We start from the raw sequence: 16,798 nt of genomic DNA, 5'->3' as shown, positions 1-16,798 counted from the left end.
ATGCTGCAATTGGATCAAATACCTTTAAAACAAATACATGGCGTGAGTGCTCTCAAAGAGGGAGAGCTTCACGCTTTTGGCATTTCTAACGTACAGGACATGCTGGAATATTATCCGTTTCGGTATGAAGATTACCGACTGCGCTCGCTAAGCGAAGTGAAGGATGGAGATAAGATTACAGTACAGGCCAAAATTATGGGCATTCCGGTGCTTCAGCGTTACGGGCGCAAATCAAGGTTGACTTGTAAATTGATGGCCGAGGATTGGATGTTTACCGCGACGTGGTTTAATCGGCATTTCATGAAGGAGCAGCTAACCTCAGGTCGTGAAATTGTGGTGACTGGTAAATGGGATCTCAAACGGATGCAGATGACTGTTGCAGATTCTGAGTTTCCTGATAAAGGAGTAGCCCGCTCGGGGACACTTCAACCGGTGTACTCTATAGGCGGCAAGATTACGCAAAGCTGGATGCGAAAAACAATGAGCCAGACACTCCAGCAGTTTGGTGAAATGATCCCCGAAATATTGCCTGAGTTGCTTGTGCGTAAATATAGTATGATGCCGCGCAAGCAGGCTATTGCAGGTATACACCAGCCTCAGGACAACCGCGAGGGGCAAGAGGCTCGTCGGCGGATGGTGTATGAGGAGCTATTTTTATTTCAGCTGAAAATGCAGGCATTCCGGGCGCTAAATCGTGGTCGAGCGGACGGGGTGGTACATACCGTGGATAACGCCACGATTCGTGAATTTGTAAGGGCTTTGCCTTTTGAATTAACGGATGCACAGAAGAAGGTAGAGCTTGAAATACTGCACGATCTACGCTCACCTTATTGTATGAACCGTCTGCTTCAGGGAGATGTTGGGTCAGGTAAAACAGTTGTTGCTGCCATCGGTTTATTTGCCACAGTACGTTCCGGTTTTCAGGGAGCGCTGATGGTGCCAACCGAAATATTGGCCGAGCAGCACATGCGATCGCTTCACAAGCTGTTTGAGCCCTTTGGAATCAGTGTGGGCCTACTGACTGGGAGTACAACCGGGAAGAAGCGTAAGGAGCTGCTAGCTGCTCTCCAAATGGGTCTGCTGGACATTGTAGTAGGCACCCATGCTCTCATTCAGGAGGATGTATATTTTCACCAGCTTGGGCTTGTTGTAACGGATGAGCAGCATAGATTCGGAGTGAATCAGCGTAGTGTACTGCGTCGCAAAGGCTATAATCCCGATGTGCTGACGATGACGGCCACACCGATCCCCCGTACGCTGGCCATCACTGCGTTTGGCGATATGGATGTTTCTACGTTGTCAGAGCGGCCGAAGGGGCGTATTCCAATTTCCACCTATTGGGTGAAGCACGAACTGATGGATCGGGTACTTGGTTTTATTTCCCGCGAGGTAGATCAGGGACGGCAGGCTTATCTGATTTGCCCGTTGATTGAAGAGTCGGAGAAGCTGGACGTACAGAATGCCATCGATTTGCATATTCAAATGCAACAGGCTTTTCCACATTACCGCGTTGGGCTATTACATGGACGAATGACTCCCGCAGAAAAGGAAGAAGTTATGCGTTCTTTCTATGCGAATGAGGTTCAGTTGCTCGTTTCAACGACGGTTGTGGAGGTGGGGGTAGACGTCCCAAATGCGACGCTAATGATCATTATGGATGCGGATCGTTTTGGATTATCCCAGTTACATCAATTACGTGGACGAGTTGGACGGGGAGCACATGCCTCGTATTGTGTACTGATCGCTGATCCTAAGTCGGAGGTTGGTCAGGAGCGGATGAAGGTTATGACCGATACGGACGATGGTTTTGAGGTGGCTAGACGCGATCTGGATTTGAGAGGGCCGGGTGACTTTTTTGGCACCAAGCAGAGTGGGCTACCCGAGTTTCGTTTAGCAGATATGGTAGCGGATTTTGAGGTGCTGGAAAAGGCGCGGGAGGATGCAACCGATCTGATCAAGGATTCGTCCTTTTGGACATCTCCGCAGTATGAAGCACTGCGCGGTTATTTGCAAAAAGAACAGATTTTCCAGGGGGATCTCATCGACTAATCCACCATGAATCATGAGGTTGTTCTAAACGTTTTAAACAGATAGGCACAATGGACAGGCTGGCCGTCATATATTTGGGAATGACCGAATGATATGGGAGGTGTGGCAACATTGAGCTATCAGCAATATGGAATTAGTCCGCAACTGGTGGAGCGGATTAAGTTGAAAATGAAGAATCGTGCGCTCAAGGAGCGGGTTAAGCAGCAGATTGAAGGTGTGACTAAAGCGGACCTGCAAAATAAAGCTAAGGTGCGTCATCTTGTGAAGTCCACTTCTGCTATTTTAAACGAGCGTTTGACGGCTGCGCAGGAGGAGCAATTGACCGCCTTCGTATTGGCACAAAAAATTGATCCGTCCAATACATTCCATCTAATCAAGCTGTGGGGAATGTTCCGTTGATTGCTTTTGAAGAGGTGCTTCAAAGCGCTCTCCATGTTTTTTTGTGAAGCACAGATGAAAAAAGGATTGCCTGATATCAGGCAATCCTTTTTGGTTTGTATTAGTTCATTCCCCGGGCAATAGCTAGTGTGTGCTTATCATGAGACTTTTATTTGTAATGACCTCCAATTTTGATAGACCGTTCCATGGCCTGCCCGGCATCTGTTAACGACGATGCGCGCATGATGATGGACTGACCGTACCGATCCTTTAAAGTGTCCGTCACCTTTTCCAAAGCACGGGATCGCTCCAGATCCTCAAAAAAATCCAGCTGATACAGTTGATCATCCACCAATCCGCTTAAAGTAACCCCTGCGCGCTTCACGGGCATATGATTCCAAAAAGTATAAAAGATTTTTTTAACGGTTTCATATACCTTTTGGGTATGGTTTGTAGGATCGGGTATCTTCATTTGTCGGGAGAATCCGGTTGGTGCCTCGTAGGGACTGCATATACAATGAACAGTCACAACCGAGCCCATATATCCTTTGCGGCGGGCGTCCCGACACACCTCCTCTGTTAGTTCAAGCAGGATGGTTTCCACTTCCGCAGGCTGGAGATAGTCGCGGGGAAGAGTCATCATATGACCGATGGATTTGGGAGGTGTATTAAATGTTTCCGGCTTGACCGGGCTGTGATCGATCCCGTTAGCAGTTCGCCATATCACCTCTGCCTGAATATCGGACTGCTTGCCGAAATGAGACCGGAATCTGTCCTGTAGCCGGGGTAAGGGAGTACGTGCAATATCTCCAATGGTGTGTAGTCCAAGCTTCTCCAAATGCCGTTCCATGCGCGAACCGATGCCGAACATAAGACGTACTGGCTGAGGCCACAGCAACGCTGCAATATCGGATGTAGGCAACAAGAAAATGCCACTGTCATTTTTTTTAGCCCATATATCTGTTGCGGTTTTAGCCAGCATTTTGTTTGAGCTGATGCCAATTCGAATCCATACTCCTGTTTGTGCCAGTACCTTTTGCTGAATTTCACTTGCAATACTCACCGGATCCCCGAACAGGGAGAGGCTTCCGCTCATATCCAGAAACTGTTCATCAATGCTGAAAACCTCAACCAAATCCGTATATTCATTATAGATTTCTGTTATTTTTAATGAGACATCGATATAATGCTGCATACGTGGGCGTACAATGATAAGGTCAGGACATTTTTTCACCGCTTCTCCCAGGCGTTCTGCTGTAGATATACCGTATTTTTTGGCCAGCGGACACGCAGCTAAAATAATGCCTGAACGAAGTGCAGGGTCACCGGCCACAACGAGTGGCTTATGTTGGTATTTGGGATCATCTGCTTTTTCGATGCTGGTATAAAAACTTTGGCAGTCCGATAAGAATATGGTTCTATTTCTGCTTTCCTTCAAAAATCCGACCTCCTCTCCTGATATGTGTGGGTCATCCTTCCAAAATATTCTTGAATGTATACTCTTATAGTAGTATTATATACAGAACAAGTGTTCCTAATACAAATGTATTTTTTGGAACGTTACAGTTTACGGAAAACCTAACATGGCGTATCATAATATCTTGAGCAAAAACAAGTGGAAATGAATGAATATTGAGGGGAGAAAACCATTTTTATGAACCCAAAACGTCGACCATCATCTCAAAAACGCAGTAGGTGGCGTATTTTTGGCAGAGTTTTGCTGATTAATATCAAGTGGTTCTCGTTTGCGGGTGTACTTGGAGTGCTGTTTGCTGGAGGTCTTATATCCGGTTATGTGGCGGCACTGGTTCATGATGAACCTGTACGATCACGTCAGTTGATATATGAAAAGGTAAATGAGAACGCTCTGACCAGCTTTGTATTTTTTAATGATCAGGTAACTCCGGTTGGAAGAATGCGCATGGAGGAGGATCGACAGCTCGTTGATCTGAAGGATGTTCCTCAGTCTATTGTGGACGCCCTCATTTCAACGGAAGACAGCCAATTTTATGAGCATCGTGGTGTGGATTTAAAGGGAACTGCTCGTGCCGTTAAGCAGAAGCTTTTGAATGAAAACCGCCAAACAGGCGGCAGCACACTGACGCAGCAGGTAGCCCGAAGGGTTTTTCTCAGTCTGGATAAGACGGACAGTCGCAAGGTGAAGGAAATGCTGCTGGCACTGCGTATGGAGCGGTTTATGGGCAAGGATAAAATATTAACGGCTTACTTAAACAAAATGCCTTTTGGTAATGGTTCCGCTGGTTACAATTTATATGGAATCAAGTCTGCTTCGTTAGGGATTTTCAATGTAAGTGATCTACATAAGCTTCATATTGCTCAGGCGGCTTATTTGGCAGGTCTCCCGCAACTGCCATCTGTTTATTCCGCTTTTGATGGTAAAGGGAACTTCGATGAAGAAGGCTTCAATAAAGCGATGGAGCGCCAACGTGTCGTGTTGGGAAGAATGCTGGCAACAGGTAAACTTACGCTATCCGAATATAACGAGGCGCTTCAATTTGATGTGAAAGCCACTCTTGCGCCACATCGCGAAAAAAGTTATAATACATTCCCTTATTTGATGCTGGAGACAGAGCGGGAAGCCGCCCAATTGTTAGCGCTCCAGCAAAATCCCGATATCACGGCAGCCGAGATTTCCAAGCCTGAGCATGCCGAGCTTCTTCAAAATACGCGAGAAGAGTTGCAACGGTCCGGCTATCGAATTTATACAACGATAAATAAGAAAATTTATAACAATATGCGGCAGATTGCAGCCAATCCACAAAATTTTTCTCCATACAGTAAGAAGAAGGGATTAGAGCAGATTGCAGCAATCATGATTGATCATAAAACAGGGGCTATACTCGGTATGATCGAGGGCAGGGATTTTAATACCGAGCAAATGAACTATGCAACTCAAATGACACGTCAGCCCGGTTCTGCCATGAAGCCTATTGCTGCTTATTTACCTGCTTTGGAAAAGGGCTACACTCAGCCAGCCGGTCTTATTGATGATTCACAAATCATATTGAAAGACGGGCGTAAAGGTTATCATATTCCTAAAAATTATAACAGACGGTACGAGGGGCTTATGACAGCCCGTGAAGCACTCAATCGGTCAATCAACATCCCTGCGCTGAGGCTGTTCCTATATGAAGTTAAAATTCCAAATGCTTGGAATTTTGTGCGTTCTCTTGGAATTACGACGATTCAGCCGCAGGATGAACATGCTCAGACAGGGGTTTTGGGTGGACTAAGCAAAGGGGTATCCGTCGAGGAACTGACCGCAGCATATGGAACGATTCCCAATATGGGTGTATATAATGCACCTCATCTGATCAGCAAAATTACGGATGCCAACGGGAAGATCGTATATGAATTTAAACCGCAGACGAAGCGTGTATATTCGCAGCAAACCGCATTTTTGATGACGGATATGCTCAAAACGGTTATATCAGATCCGAGGGGAACCGGCAAACGCCTGCAAAATGCTTTTAAAAGCTACGGTGCCATTGATATCGCCGGTAAAACCGGTACGACACAAAACTTTGGTGATGTGTGGTTTATGGGGTACACACCTGACGTTACACTAGGCGTCTGGGCTGGTTACCGCCAACAGGTTAATACATTATCTCAAGAAGGCCATTCCAGAGCACAGTCAGTGTGGGCACTGATCATGAATGAGGCGGTCAAGGACCAGCCTGAGCTTTTTAAGAAAAAGCACTTTATACGGCCGGAAGGTGTTGTAAGAGTTACGGTTTCTAGCCTTACAGGTAAGCTGCCAGGGCGTTATTCCCGTCAATCGGGTCAACTCGTGACTGACTGGTTTAATCAAAAGTATGTGCCTACCGAAGTTGGAAGAGAACAGCTTCCGCGTTCTGCTAGACCAGTGGTCCCGTCTAAACCAGATATCAAGGAAAAAGAAGTCCCAGAGGTTGAGGTACCTGCAATAGATCAAGAGAAAATTCCACCAGAGGAAACGGATCCTACTGTTCCTGACGCAGGCACAGAGATAGATATGCCTGATGAGAATGAAGATTTGCCATCTACAGATACTCCGCAACCTTCTGTTGAAAACGAGCAGGTGACTCCTTCTGAATCACAAAGCCAGAGTGAGACTCCAAAAACCAAATCTGACGAAGTTGTTTATCCTGAAATAATATCTGATCAACCCAAAAACTAAACGACAGGAACGGCCTAGTTTAAAATGCCGTTCCCGACAATGTCTACAGTGACCTGCGGATGAAAACGGATATTGGGGTATTCTTTATTCCAATCTACACTTTTCCATACTGCTGGATAATGAGCGATCAACTGTCTGCCTACGCCAAAGGCATCACATCCATTTTCCTGAAGTGTACGGATAATTTGTTCCGCATCCTGGGTCATGATTTCGGAAAGTTGACGGTTCAGACGCTGTACGTTAGCTTTATCTTGAAGATGGTTTCGTGCATATTCAACAATATCGACAGGCAATTTTAGGTTAAGCTCCACATCAATTTGTCCATCGCGCTGAACGTTCACTTTAAGGCTACGTTTGACATTCTGGATTTTAGCCTGATACGTAATAAAGTTTTGCACATCACCGACAGGTCCGGGATGTATCCTTTTTACAAAGCGAGCTGTATTTTTCCACTTTCCAGTCATTAACACATATAAAACACCTTGCTCACTACTTAGGCTTCCTGTGAATTTTTGTCCGTGAAATAAGGCAATTCCACGTGCTGTAATATCTTCTCCTTCTTTGGAAAGATAGGGGAGTACAAAATCTTGACCCGGATCAAGCATTGGGGGGAGCAGTGTCTCCAGTGTCATTTCCGGGAACATACACATTTCCTCAAGGCTTCTGATTTTTTTGGTTATAAATTCGCCAATCAAGAGGCTACCTATGCTTTTTTGATCTATTATTTCCCCAGCTAATCCATCTACAATAGCTACCTTGACATGGGAAGTCGGATGGTCAGGCTCACGATACAGCACATCCAGATAGGGATATAAATCTTTTCGGGCCAAGCTTGTACCATACAGAATAACTCCGTATTTGAAAAAGCGGATATCCCCGGTTACTTTGGCTCGGATTTTGTCTGTACTTTGCCGAACGGAATGGCCGGTGCCTGAGTGAATTTCATTGGTGCTTTTACCTTGATTGCTTTGAGAATCGTCTACAACCTCTAGCGTTTGCAACAACATGCCTTCAGGAGTGAGATCATAAGCCGATGCATTTGCCAATCGGGCATCCTTCAAATTGTCCTGATCCCAGCAGCCTGTTATAAAAATGAGTAGAGTTAGCATTCCAAGCGCTCTGCTCTTTTTTTTCATGTTTCAGGTCCCTCCTTTTTTTTGAAGAGATAGGAGAGGATCAGCAGCAGAAAAGGGAACGCAATTAGGAAAATATAAGCAGAATTATTGGCTATGGAACCAATAAGCTCGAAATCTTCTCTTCGTTGAGGCAAATAGGCAATACAACATGAGGCGAGCACAACAAAGGAAACCGCCTTTTTGTGACTTTTTTGCTTGAATAGATAGCTTATTCCGTAAGACGCCGCATAATAATAACCACTTATAGCTCCAAAGATCGAAATGAGCCAAATCGGCAGAAAAATAAAATCGACCCGATCCATCGTTCCCAGTGGAATGGATCTGAGCAAATAAATGACTGGCTCCGGCATTAATTCAAGCTGTTGGGGGCTGAATACGGTTTACAGGTAAATACGGTAAAACAATACAATAGTACCACGATCGCGTTAGCTGCCAGAATTGACTTGAGCTTGCTTGTACTTTTGCCCTCAACCATGGGAAAGACGACAAGAATGAACTCAAAACCAAACATCGCTAGGAGCGTTTCTTTTGAACCGACAATAATACGGGGCCATCCCGCCTCAGTCAGAGGTAGCAGATAAAGCGGGTTGGACTGCTTTATACCATAGCTAATTAACAGCATCATGGGAAAAATCAGAAATGAAATTAAAACAAGTACTCGGGCAATCGTTCTTAAATTTTCGCGAACCAGATATATGCTACTGAACAAAAACAGGGCAAGTATAGCCCAACGGGGAGTATATTGCAGCATCCAGCGGTTAATGACGTCATAAGCGTTCACAAGAACCGAGGTACCCATGAGCAGATAGTAAGCAATGTAAGCCACAGTCAATGCTTTTCCAATCCAGCAACCAGTAATCTGGGTTAATATTTGATAAATCGAAGAGGAGGGAAAACGTCTTAGCAGGAGCCAGCACATCAAAATAATGAGTTGATCAAAAGGCCACCAATAATGACAGATATCCAACCCCCTCCTTTAGCTGAAAGGTGCATCTGATAGGGAAGTGACAAAATATCTACGCCAATCTCAAACTTAATGATGAGAAAAAACAGTTGACCCGATGCAATGGTACTTTCTTTATTCACGTCTTTTCCAGCTCCTAGAGTCGTTCTGCTGCTTCAATTTTTGGGCTTGGGAATCATATGGTCGCTGATGGAATGTCCAAATCGGAAAGCGGATAAAAACATCTTTCATATCACCGAGCCGGAATGGTGCAAGAGGAGCAAAGTAGGGCGTACCAAAGGTCTCAAGCTTGCAAAGGTGGATAGTAAGAAAAAGTAAACCGAAAGCAATGCCAATGTATCCAAACAAGGCTGCAGCAATCATCATCGGAAAACGAAGGATACGAACCGCTGAGCTCATTTCATGAGAAGGCACTAAAAAAGAAGAAATGGCTGTTAACGAGACGACGATGATCATCGTATACGACACGAGACCAGCCCGAACGATAGCATCTCCGATGACGAGACCGCCAACGATTCCAATAGTTTGACCAACCCGACTGGGTAGACGAACCCCGGCTTCTCGTAGCACCTCAAAGATCAATTCAAGCAGCATAGCCTCCACAATCGCTGGGAATGGAACATTTTCCAGTGATTTTTTGATGGTATGCGCCAGCTCTAATGGCAAAATAGCTGGATGAAAAGCAATCGTCGCAATGTAAATGGCAGGTAGCGTAAAAGCGATCAAAAAGCTCATCATTCGAATCGTTCTTAGAAATGAACTAATAATCCAACGACCGTGATAATCATCTGGGCTTTGGTAAAATGCAAAAAAAGAGACGGGAGCTATTAGAGCAGTTGGGCTACCTTCAGCCAAAATCGCTATGCGTCCCTCCATTAGATTGGCGGTCACACGATCCGGTCGTTCCGTGCTGAGTTGTTGAGGGAAGAGGGAAAAAGGGTTGTCCTCAATAAACTCTTGAATAAAACCGGGGGGGAGCACCATATCGGAGGAGATCGCTTTAATTCTCGTTTTCACTGCTTCCACTAGCTCAGGATTAGCCAAGTCTTGAACATAGACAATAGCGATTTTAGTCCGGGTTTTAGATCCCACATAAAAGTAGCGTACAACCAGTGACGGTGTGACAATTTGTTTGCGAATCAGATTCAGATTGATGGATAACTGCTCAATGAATCCATTGTGCGGTCCGCGAATAATCCCTTCGTTTTCTGGTTCGTCCGTACTGCGAGCATACGTTTTTTCGGAAGAAAGGATAAAAAATTCCTCCGCTCCATTTATCATAAAAATGCAATATCCCTGAATAAGCGAATCAGCAGCATTTTGAAGGTCGGTGTCTTTTTGACTGCTTAAGGTAGTGAACATTTGATGAGAGACTGCATCGGTTTTCTCATATAAGGCACTCAGGATATGAGTTTGAATCATCTCCTGATCTACGAGCGAATCAATATAGAGCAGCATACCGTCTTTGCCGTCAACGGAAATCGCCTGCTTTTTTAAATCATCCGTATAAAAAAGGGCTTGCTCAATAAAGGAAACATTCCTACTTAATTCAACGGAAGCTGCGTCATGTCCAGCCAAGAGAGCACCTCCTTTTTGGATGAGATAGGCATAATGTGAGTCAAATGGATTGAGTTTATCCATGATATGGTGACTTATCCATTCTCGAATCACCTTCACTTCACGTAACGCAATAGTTTTATACTAGAATTTAATTTAGGTTGATAAATGGGAGGTGGGTTGGTTATTTTGCAGGGAATGAAAATTAATCGTGCAAGAACTAGAGACGAGATTACAAGGGGGCTTAATCTTGGGTGGGGTCAATTCCCAGATAATGTCCCAGTTTCCGTCGGACCTCGCTGCGGGCAAAGGATGAAAGCATGAAAAAACGCCTTTGATAGCCGCGGCATACATACAAAACCTCTACGCCTTCATGATTTCGGATTTCGCTGTATATTTTAACCCCTAGTGTTTTCATTCGCGCCTTTGTCTCTGCTAATTGAACAGCTACGCGCTGTTGTACTCCAGTCAGGCTACGAACATACAAATCGGGCATTTTTAGAGGAGAGGTATTTATAATACGAATGTCTCGTTCCAGCACATCCAGCACAAGAGTTAGAAGTACACAGATCTTGATCAGCCCTGCGTCTTCTTCAGAAGGCAAAGGAGCTTTATTCTTGTGGTTTAGTGTCTTTTGGTTTGGCATAAAAATCTCCTTTACTCCGAGTAAGAATACAATATATAATCAGTATATAGAACGTATGTTCTGTTTATACCTCCCTCATCATAGGAATTTTTCCATTACTAAAGCAATCATCAATTATTGGAAAAGTGGTAGGGAGCGATATCCTATGTGCCATTGTGTAAAGAATTCATGCGTTTATCGCCAATGACAGTCAAACAGAGTTTATGTTAAGCTATTGGATAAAAACTTACATAAAAGGAGAGATCGTTCTGGCTGCGGTCAGCCTTTACTATTTAACTTAAGAAAGTGGAGAAAGAAGGTATACATATTGTCACGTTCGTTATATGCAGCTTTATTATTGTTGAGCCTCATTTGGGGCGGTTCGTTTATGTTTATCAAGGTGTTGTTGCTACATCAAGTAGGGCCGTGGACGATTGTATTTCTCAGATCCAGCTTTGGATTTATTTTTATCGTCTTATTAATGCTACTTATGCGCAGGCCGTTTGAAATCAAAAGCATTCCGTGGAAATCGGTTGTTCTGGTAGCTTTGGTCAACATGGTTTTGCCATGGACACTGATCGGTTTTAGCGAGACCAGAATAGCTAGCAGCATGGCTTCTGTATTGAATGCCACCACGCCAATATGGACCATGTTGGTGGGGCTTGTTTTTTTCAGGGCTATTTTTCATCGAATGCAGTGGTTAGGAATGGGTCTCGCTTTTGTAGGAATCATTATTTTATTGGGTATTAATCCTGCATCTATTATTTCTGTTGATCCTGTGGGTTTTGGATGTATGCTGCTTGCGACTCTCTGCTACGGATTTGGAACACAGCTCTCCAAACGTTTTCTCTCCAATCTTTCCATGTATCAGGCTACTTTTTCGACACTGTTTGGTGCTGCGGTAGGGGGTGGCATTATGATGGCAATTGTGGAGAGACCTGATTTGTCGATTGTTTCTGACCCAGGTGTATTGGGTTCTCTTATAGGACTGGGAGTTTTGGGATCAGGAGTAGCATATATTTTGTTCAACTACATGATTTTGCGGGGGAGTGCGGAATTTGCTTCTTCGGTGACGTATTTTGTACCAGTAAGTGCCATTGTATGGGGCTTTTTGCTCCTGAATGAACATATCGGCTGGAACGTTCTGACCGGGCTGGTCCTTATACTTGGAGGCGTGTTTATGGCCAACCAGCGTAGAACCGCCAAATTAAGTGAATAATAATCTAAACAGAAATAAAATACGCTTTGGTTATTATATTAAATGTGCATTCGCCAAACCTTCGGTATAATGCGTTAATTCGCACATACAATAAAGCATGCTCACACATAAAATAAAATATGGTGCAGCAAAAAAGCAAGCTGTTTAGCAGGTGACAAGGTGTGGTATAATAAATTATAGAATTATATGCACCACAGAAATGTCGGAGTTTTATTCCACAAAAGAAAGGATCAGGATACCATGTGTCCCCGAAGGATACTTCCCCAAAGGACGATTTGGAAACGATTTGATCTGTCTTATACTTAGCTTTTCCGCGGAGTAACGTCAAGTTGCGAAAGCCAACTCTGCGGAAGAGGGGATTGTACATGCGAAGGACCAAGTCCTCCAGGCACATCTTACCCGGTAGCTTCCGTAAGAGTGGGTTCATCCACATCAAACTTACGAGAAACCGAGGGAGCCTGTATGAGGAAAACTTACGAATCTATCGTGAACAATGGAGCATTGAGACAGATTGCTGTCATGTTGCTCGGAACATGCATTTTAGCTTTTACGTACTATCACATTAATGCTCAAAATCATTTGTCAGAAGGCGGCTTTGCAGGCTTGGCCCTGCTGGGACATTACGCATTTGGCATATCTCCAGCATGGAGTATGTTGTTGCTTGATATTCCCGTCATATTGCTGGCATGGGTACTGAAGGGCAGAAGATTTATGCTGCTTGCGTTAATCGGAGCCGTCGCTTTTTCACTGTTTTATGCAGGATTTGAGAAGTATTCGACTCTGGTTATAGATCTACATGGAAATCTGCTGATAGCTGCTCTACTTTGTGGGGTGCTTACAGGTTTGGGAGCCGGAATCGTACTGCGATTCGGTGGAGCAACCGGGGGCGATGATATCCTATCTCTGCTGATCAGTGAGTGGCGCGGGTGGAAAATCGGCAATGTGTTTATTGTCAGTGACATCATCGTACTGGGATTATCATTGTTGTATCTGCCTATGAAGGAAACAATGTTTACAATACTGGCTGTGTGGCTTGCCGGAAAAATAATTACATGGACGACCACGTTCCAACTGCACCGACCTGTGAAAAAGGTACTGCCAGCGGCTATTCCCGCTAAAAAGGTGGTTGCCAAAACAGTGCCGGTCGTCCACAGCCTTCGTCAATAAGGAAAGGGTGTTACGTCAGGAGAGAAATCTTCTTACGTAACACCCTTTCGCTGTATTCAGCTTCTATCAGGAAGGCTTTAAAGTTGAATGAATGCGTCCATTCCGGTCATGAATAATTGCAGAAATCTGTTGGCGTTCTACAAAACTTTGAGCTTCGTCAATCGCCTCATTTTTGTGTTTAAAGGTTGAAATGGGCTGGTTGTGTCCCTCTTCTTTGATTGCCCAGCGATCCTTGTGCGGCACCACATGAATGGGTTCCTTTGCATCGGAAGAAGCGGAATGATGGTTGTGCAGATTTTCGCTTGAATGCTGTTTTTCATGTTTTGTCGGTTTCTCATCTTGCTCGGCTGGATGATTATCGTTCCATTCCTCGGCTTGGGAAGTGGCAATCGCAATCGAGCGCCCTTCTTCATAGCCGTCACGGAGTAGGGCGTTAGCAATATCGACGGCTTTTTCTCGCACACGAGGCTCCAGGTTTTTCATGGATGGAGGGTAATCATGTTTGTTCCAAGGCATAGTTGCACACTCCTTATAACAGATGATGTATTATGTATTACCCGTTGTCGGCTTAAACAAACGGAAATCAAAGAAATGAATATATTGTAAAATGTATCTTGAGAAAAAGCATATAATGGTGTGCAGAATACCAGAAAAAGGAGTGAAGCATTTGCTTGCCTGGGGTTTTGTTTTTTTGCTGACTATCATCATTCATACTACAGATAGCTTGTCCTATGCTCTTCGACTTGGATTGGCGTTAACCGTTGCGGGGATGCTGCTGTTGGTTTCACGCACCTCTAACATGGCGCAGGGGCCTTTACTTGGAGGGATGGCCGATCAGGCTAAAGCTGCAACACAAGTGGGCGGAACGGATATTAGACTGGAACTATATATGCATGGGGTACTGCTGGCAGCAACCGTTGGAACCATGCTTGCTATATTACTGTATCCAACAGTGGTACGCATGTCAGCCAGATGGATTGTGCATTTGGAGCATACCGGATCTATTCCGGCTTTGGTGCGTCATTTAATGCTGCGAAGTCGCTGGAAACATGCAGGCTACTACATAAAGCGCCCCACCTGGTCAATGCTTACTTCACTGATTAGTGGAGCGATACCCAAGCGTCTAATTATTCTGAATATAGCTGTCACTGCGATTTATACAACAGGAGTAGTATCTGCTTTATATGCATCATTCCTGTGGCCTGCTCAAGGTACAGCAATGTCAATGTCGTCAGGTCTAATCAATGGCGTCGCAACGGTATTATTAACCTTGTTAATTGATCCAAGATTGGCGGTTCTGTCGGAGAAAACGCTACGAGGGGAGCTACCCTTAACTCGGATGAACAGCATGTACGGCTGGATGATCATCTCGCGCTTGGCAGGTACTTTATTAGCCCAGCTATTGCTAGTACCGCTAGCCATTTGGCTTGGATGGGTAATGAGTTAAATGGCTAGCTTACGTAATGATGTGCTGCCACATCCCAAAAAAGGCTGGCCCGTGATCATCTATTAAAGATAGATCGCGGGTCAGCCCCAATGATTCCATGGCTATTTACTGTTCAAATAATGACTTATATGCTCCGTATCCTTCACGTTCCAAGTCTTCTTGAGGCACAAAGCGGAGCGCGGCGGAATTTATGCAATAACGCAAACCATCTGGACCAGGACCATCATCGAATACGTGCCCTAAATGGGAGTCAGCTTCACGACTTCGCACCTCGGTACGGATCATAAAATGGCTGAGATCAGTTTTTTCTTTGACATTGTAGCTGCGCAATGGACGGGTAAAGCTGGGCCAACCGCAACCTGCGTCAAATTTGTCCAATGAACTGAACAAAGGCTCTCCTGATACGATATCCACGTAAATGCCTTCACCTTCATGATCCCAAAACTCATTTTGAAAAGGGCGCTCGGTCGCGTTTTTTTGTGTTACTTCGTATTGAATAGGCGTCAGCCGATCTTTAAGATCGGATTTATCAACCTTGCCGGACCAATTTTGCTCGATAAAATCTTCACGTCCCGAACCTTTGCGGTAGCGCTTGTAATGAGCGGGGTTCTTCTTATGATAGTCCTGATGATATTCTTCTGCTTCATAAAAAGTGGCCGCAGGCAGGATCGGTGTAGCAATGGGCTTGTCGAAGCGGCCACTTTGAGCCAAAGCTTCTTTAGACGCTTCTGCCTTGATTCGTTGCTCTTCATTATGATAGAAAATAGCCGTTTGGTAGGATGAACCCCTATCGTGGAACTGTCCACCTTCATCCGTCGGATCAATCTGCTGCCAGAATAGCTCCAACAGTTTTTCATACGGGAAAACTTGTGGGTCAAATGTAATCTGTACGGCTTCCACATGTCCCGTTGTTTCAGAACACACCTCTTCATAGGTAGGATTTTCGGTATGTCCCCCTGTGTATCCAGATCTAACCTTCAAAATACCGGGTAATTCCTCAAAAGGGGAAACCATGCACCAGAAGCAGCCACCTGCAAAAGTTGCTTTTTCTACTGTGTGTGGATTGTTGGTGCTCATATTTGTCACTCCAATCTGAGAATGTTTAATTAGTTGTTATTTAAATAGCTTACAATTAAATTATATACGAGATTTTTGCAAAATCCAACGAAACGTCAGAAACCAAACAGCAGTGTAACTGGCTCTGTCCTCAAAAATCGCAACGAAAGAGACGGTGGCAAACTATCGCATTATATTCTATTGGCGCGTTGAAGCCTTTTTCGGTAGAGTATAAAGCCGCCGCCCACCAGTGCAGTATATAGCACCAAAATGAGCAAACCGGTGATTGGATGTTCTGCAAAGGTGCCGCCTGCATAAGCATACACCGCAATTGCGGGAAGCTTGCCAATAGCTGTACCTAGGATAAAGCTCCAGAACGGAAACCCTGCTACTCCAGCGTATACATTTACCGCTGCCTGGGGGATGACCGGAATCAGGCGAGCCAGCAGCACAGCAGCAAAAGGCTCCCTCTCCATGACCCGATTGAAGCGCTCCAATGCGGGAACCCGCTCCAAATAGGCACGTCCTTTGTCACGGAACAGGGTACGTACGGCACTATAAACGACCAGCGCAGCCAAGGTAGTGCCCAGCCAGCAGATCAGAGCACCTTGCCAGGGGCCTGCGGCATAAGCAATAGAAGCGATAATCAGCTTGTACGGCACAAACGGTATTAACGCGAATAAAAATGCGAGCAGTAGCAGAACTGGAAAGGAGGTTTGCTTGTCCGCCCAGGCGAGCCAATCATATCTGTAGATAAACGCGATGCAAAGCAGCGAAACATAAGCCGCGACGAGTAGCCATTTTTTCATTTACATACCTCTTTCAATATCCCTGTTCGGCTTATCGCTTATACAGAAAAAAATAGGGTTCACATTCCCAATAATGTGTGCTATACTGCCACTAATAGAATAGTTCCCAAAGGGGAGTAGCTCAACGAGTAAAGTCGTCATTACGGGATTTTTAATCCCCGGCTTTATTGGCAACGTAATGTTGTAAGCGAGACCTTTGCCAGGATTTTAG

At 44.9% G+C, this 16,798-nt stretch carries 14 protein-coding genes and 1 pseudogene; 6 read left to right on the top strand and 9 right to left on the bottom strand.

Annotated elements, in window-relative coordinates; translation table 11 throughout:
* Together recG and MKX30_RS04040 are read left to right on the top strand one after the other, a co-directional pair.
* Positions 1–2,049, top strand: a complete 2,049-nt coding sequence (gene recG, locus MKX30_RS04045) for an ATP-dependent DNA helicase RecG (protein WP_028540567.1) — start codon at positions 1–3, stop codon at positions 2,047–2,049.
* Positions 2,050–2,160: 111 nt separating this feature from the next.
* Positions 2,161–2,448 (top strand): stage VI sporulation protein F, encoded by a 288-nt coding sequence (locus MKX30_RS04040; RefSeq protein WP_013310877.1) that lies wholly within the window; start codon positions 2,161–2,163, stop codon positions 2,446–2,448.
* A gap of 148 nt (positions 2,449–2,596) precedes the next feature.
* Here the strand turns inward: MKX30_RS04040 and MKX30_RS04035 are convergent, their stop codons facing one another.
* Complete coding sequence (locus MKX30_RS04035; protein WP_069080002.1) at positions 2,597–3,865, bottom strand: DNA polymerase IV; 1,269 nt, start codon at positions 3,863–3,865, stop codon at positions 2,597–2,599.
* 216 nt (positions 3,866–4,081) lie between these two features.
* Between MKX30_RS04035 and MKX30_RS04030 the strand changes: the two genes are divergently transcribed.
* Positions 4,082–6,607: a transglycosylase domain-containing protein gene (locus MKX30_RS04030; RefSeq protein WP_254347464.1), complete on the top strand. Its 2,526-nt coding sequence runs from the start codon at positions 4,082–4,084 to the stop codon at positions 6,605–6,607.
* A 14-nt stretch (positions 6,608–6,621) separates the two neighbouring features.
* On the opposite strand, the gene MKX30_RS04025 is transcribed toward MKX30_RS04030, so the two are convergent.
* The 5 genes and pseudogenes from MKX30_RS04025 to MKX30_RS04005 form a co-directional block, all read right to left on the bottom strand.
* The gene (locus MKX30_RS04025) at positions 6,622–7,743 is read right to left on the bottom strand and encodes a Ger(x)C family spore germination protein (protein WP_023989293.1); all 1,122 of its coding nucleotides are present in this window, start codon (positions 7,741–7,743) and stop codon (positions 6,622–6,624) included.
* The gene (locus MKX30_RS04020; protein ID WP_254347463.1) at positions 7,740–8,072 is read right to left on the bottom strand and encodes a GerAB/ArcD/ProY family transporter; all 333 of its coding nucleotides are present in this window, start codon (positions 8,070–8,072) and stop codon (positions 7,740–7,742) included. The genes MKX30_RS04025 and MKX30_RS04020 overlap by 4 nt, the downstream gene beginning before the upstream one ends.
* A 20-nt stretch (positions 8,073–8,092) precedes the next feature.
* Positions 8,093–8,829, bottom strand: a pseudogene (locus MKX30_RS04015) (GerAB/ArcD/ProY family transporter).
* Positions 8,822–10,285, bottom strand: a complete 1,464-nt coding sequence (locus tag MKX30_RS04010) for a spore germination protein (RefSeq protein ID WP_028540572.1) — start codon at positions 10,283–10,285, stop codon at positions 8,822–8,824. The pseudogene MKX30_RS04015 and the gene MKX30_RS04010 overlap by 8 nt, the downstream one beginning before the upstream one ends.
* 223 nt (positions 10,286–10,508) lie before the next feature.
* On the bottom strand, positions 10,509–10,910 hold the full coding sequence (locus MKX30_RS04005; RefSeq protein WP_028540573.1) for a hypothetical protein: 402 nt from the start codon (positions 10,908–10,910) through the stop codon (positions 10,509–10,511).
* 307 nt (positions 10,911–11,217) lie between these two features.
* On the opposite strand from MKX30_RS04005, the gene MKX30_RS04000 reads away from it, so the two are divergent.
* The gene (locus MKX30_RS04000; protein WP_341062464.1) at positions 11,218–12,108 is read left to right on the top strand and encodes a DMT family transporter; all 891 of its coding nucleotides are present in this window, start codon (positions 11,218–11,220) and stop codon (positions 12,106–12,108) included.
* Positions 12,109–12,570: 462 nt separating this feature from the next.
* Entirely contained in the window at positions 12,571–13,275 is a 705-nt protein-coding gene (locus MKX30_RS03995) for a YitT family protein (protein ID WP_013310869.1), read from the top strand.
* 66 nt (positions 13,276–13,341) lie between these two features.
* On the opposite strand, the gene MKX30_RS03990 is transcribed toward MKX30_RS03995, so the two are convergent.
* Complete coding sequence (locus MKX30_RS03990) at positions 13,342–13,791, bottom strand: DUF2188 domain-containing protein (protein ID WP_341062463.1); 450 nt, start codon at positions 13,789–13,791, stop codon at positions 13,342–13,344.
* A 151-nt stretch (positions 13,792–13,942) separates the two neighbouring features.
* Here MKX30_RS03990 and MKX30_RS03985 point away from each other — a divergent pair, with 151 nt between their 5' ends.
* A complete protein-coding gene (locus tag MKX30_RS03985) occupies positions 13,943–14,722 on the top strand; it encodes a lipid II flippase family protein (RefSeq protein WP_341062462.1) in 780 nt (259 codons plus the stop codon).
* Between the two features lie 105 nt (positions 14,723–14,827).
* Here MKX30_RS03985 and msrA read toward each other — a convergent pair whose 3' ends face one another.
* Together msrA and MKX30_RS03975 are read right to left on the bottom strand one after the other, a co-directional pair.
* The gene (gene msrA / locus MKX30_RS03980; protein ID WP_023989287.1) at positions 14,828–15,799 is read right to left on the bottom strand and encodes a peptide-methionine (S)-S-oxide reductase MsrA; all 972 of its coding nucleotides are present in this window, start codon (positions 15,797–15,799) and stop codon (positions 14,828–14,830) included.
* Positions 15,800–15,969: 170 nt separating this feature from the next.
* Positions 15,970–16,587: a TVP38/TMEM64 family protein gene (locus tag MKX30_RS03975; protein WP_023989286.1), complete on the bottom strand. Its 618-nt coding sequence runs from the start codon at positions 16,585–16,587 to the stop codon at positions 15,970–15,972.
* Positions 16,588–16,798: the final 211 nt, after the last annotated feature.

The organism is Paenibacillus sp. FSL P2-0173 (genome assembly GCF_038008045.1).
Taxonomy (GTDB): domain Bacteria; phylum Bacillota; class Bacilli; order Paenibacillales; family Paenibacillaceae; genus Paenibacillus; species Paenibacillus polymyxa_B.
The sequence above is the reverse complement of the archived record's forward strand: the minus strand, read 5'-3'. Positions and strand labels throughout refer to the sequence as shown.

Coding starts and splice junctions, on each gene's coding strand:
- msrA (WP_023989287.1), bottom strand. CDS start 15,799: ATGAGCACCAACAATCCACACACAGTAGAAAAAGCAACTTTTGCAGGT.
- MKX30_RS03995 (WP_013310869.1), top strand. CDS start 12,571: ATGAGGAAAACTTACGAATCTATCGTGAACAATGGAGCATTGAGACAG.
- MKX30_RS04025 (WP_023989293.1), bottom strand. CDS start 7,743: ATGAAAAAAAAGAGCAGAGCGCTTGGAATGCTAACTCTACTCATTTTT.
- MKX30_RS03990 (WP_341062463.1), bottom strand. CDS start 13,791: ATGCCTTGGAACAAACATGATTACCCTCCATCCATGAAAAACCTGGAG.
- MKX30_RS04030 (WP_254347464.1), top strand. CDS start 4,082: ATGAACCCAAAACGTCGACCATCATCTCAAAAACGCAGTAGGTGGCGT.
- MKX30_RS04005 (WP_028540573.1), bottom strand. CDS start 10,910: ATGCCAAACCAAAAGACACTAAACCACAAGAATAAAGCTCCTTTGCCT.
- recG (WP_028540567.1), top strand. CDS start 1: ATGCTGCAATTGGATCAAATACCTTTAAAACAAATACATGGCGTGAGT.
- MKX30_RS03975 (WP_023989286.1), bottom strand. CDS start 16,587: ATGAAAAAATGGCTACTCGTCGCGGCTTATGTTTCGCTGCTTTGCATC.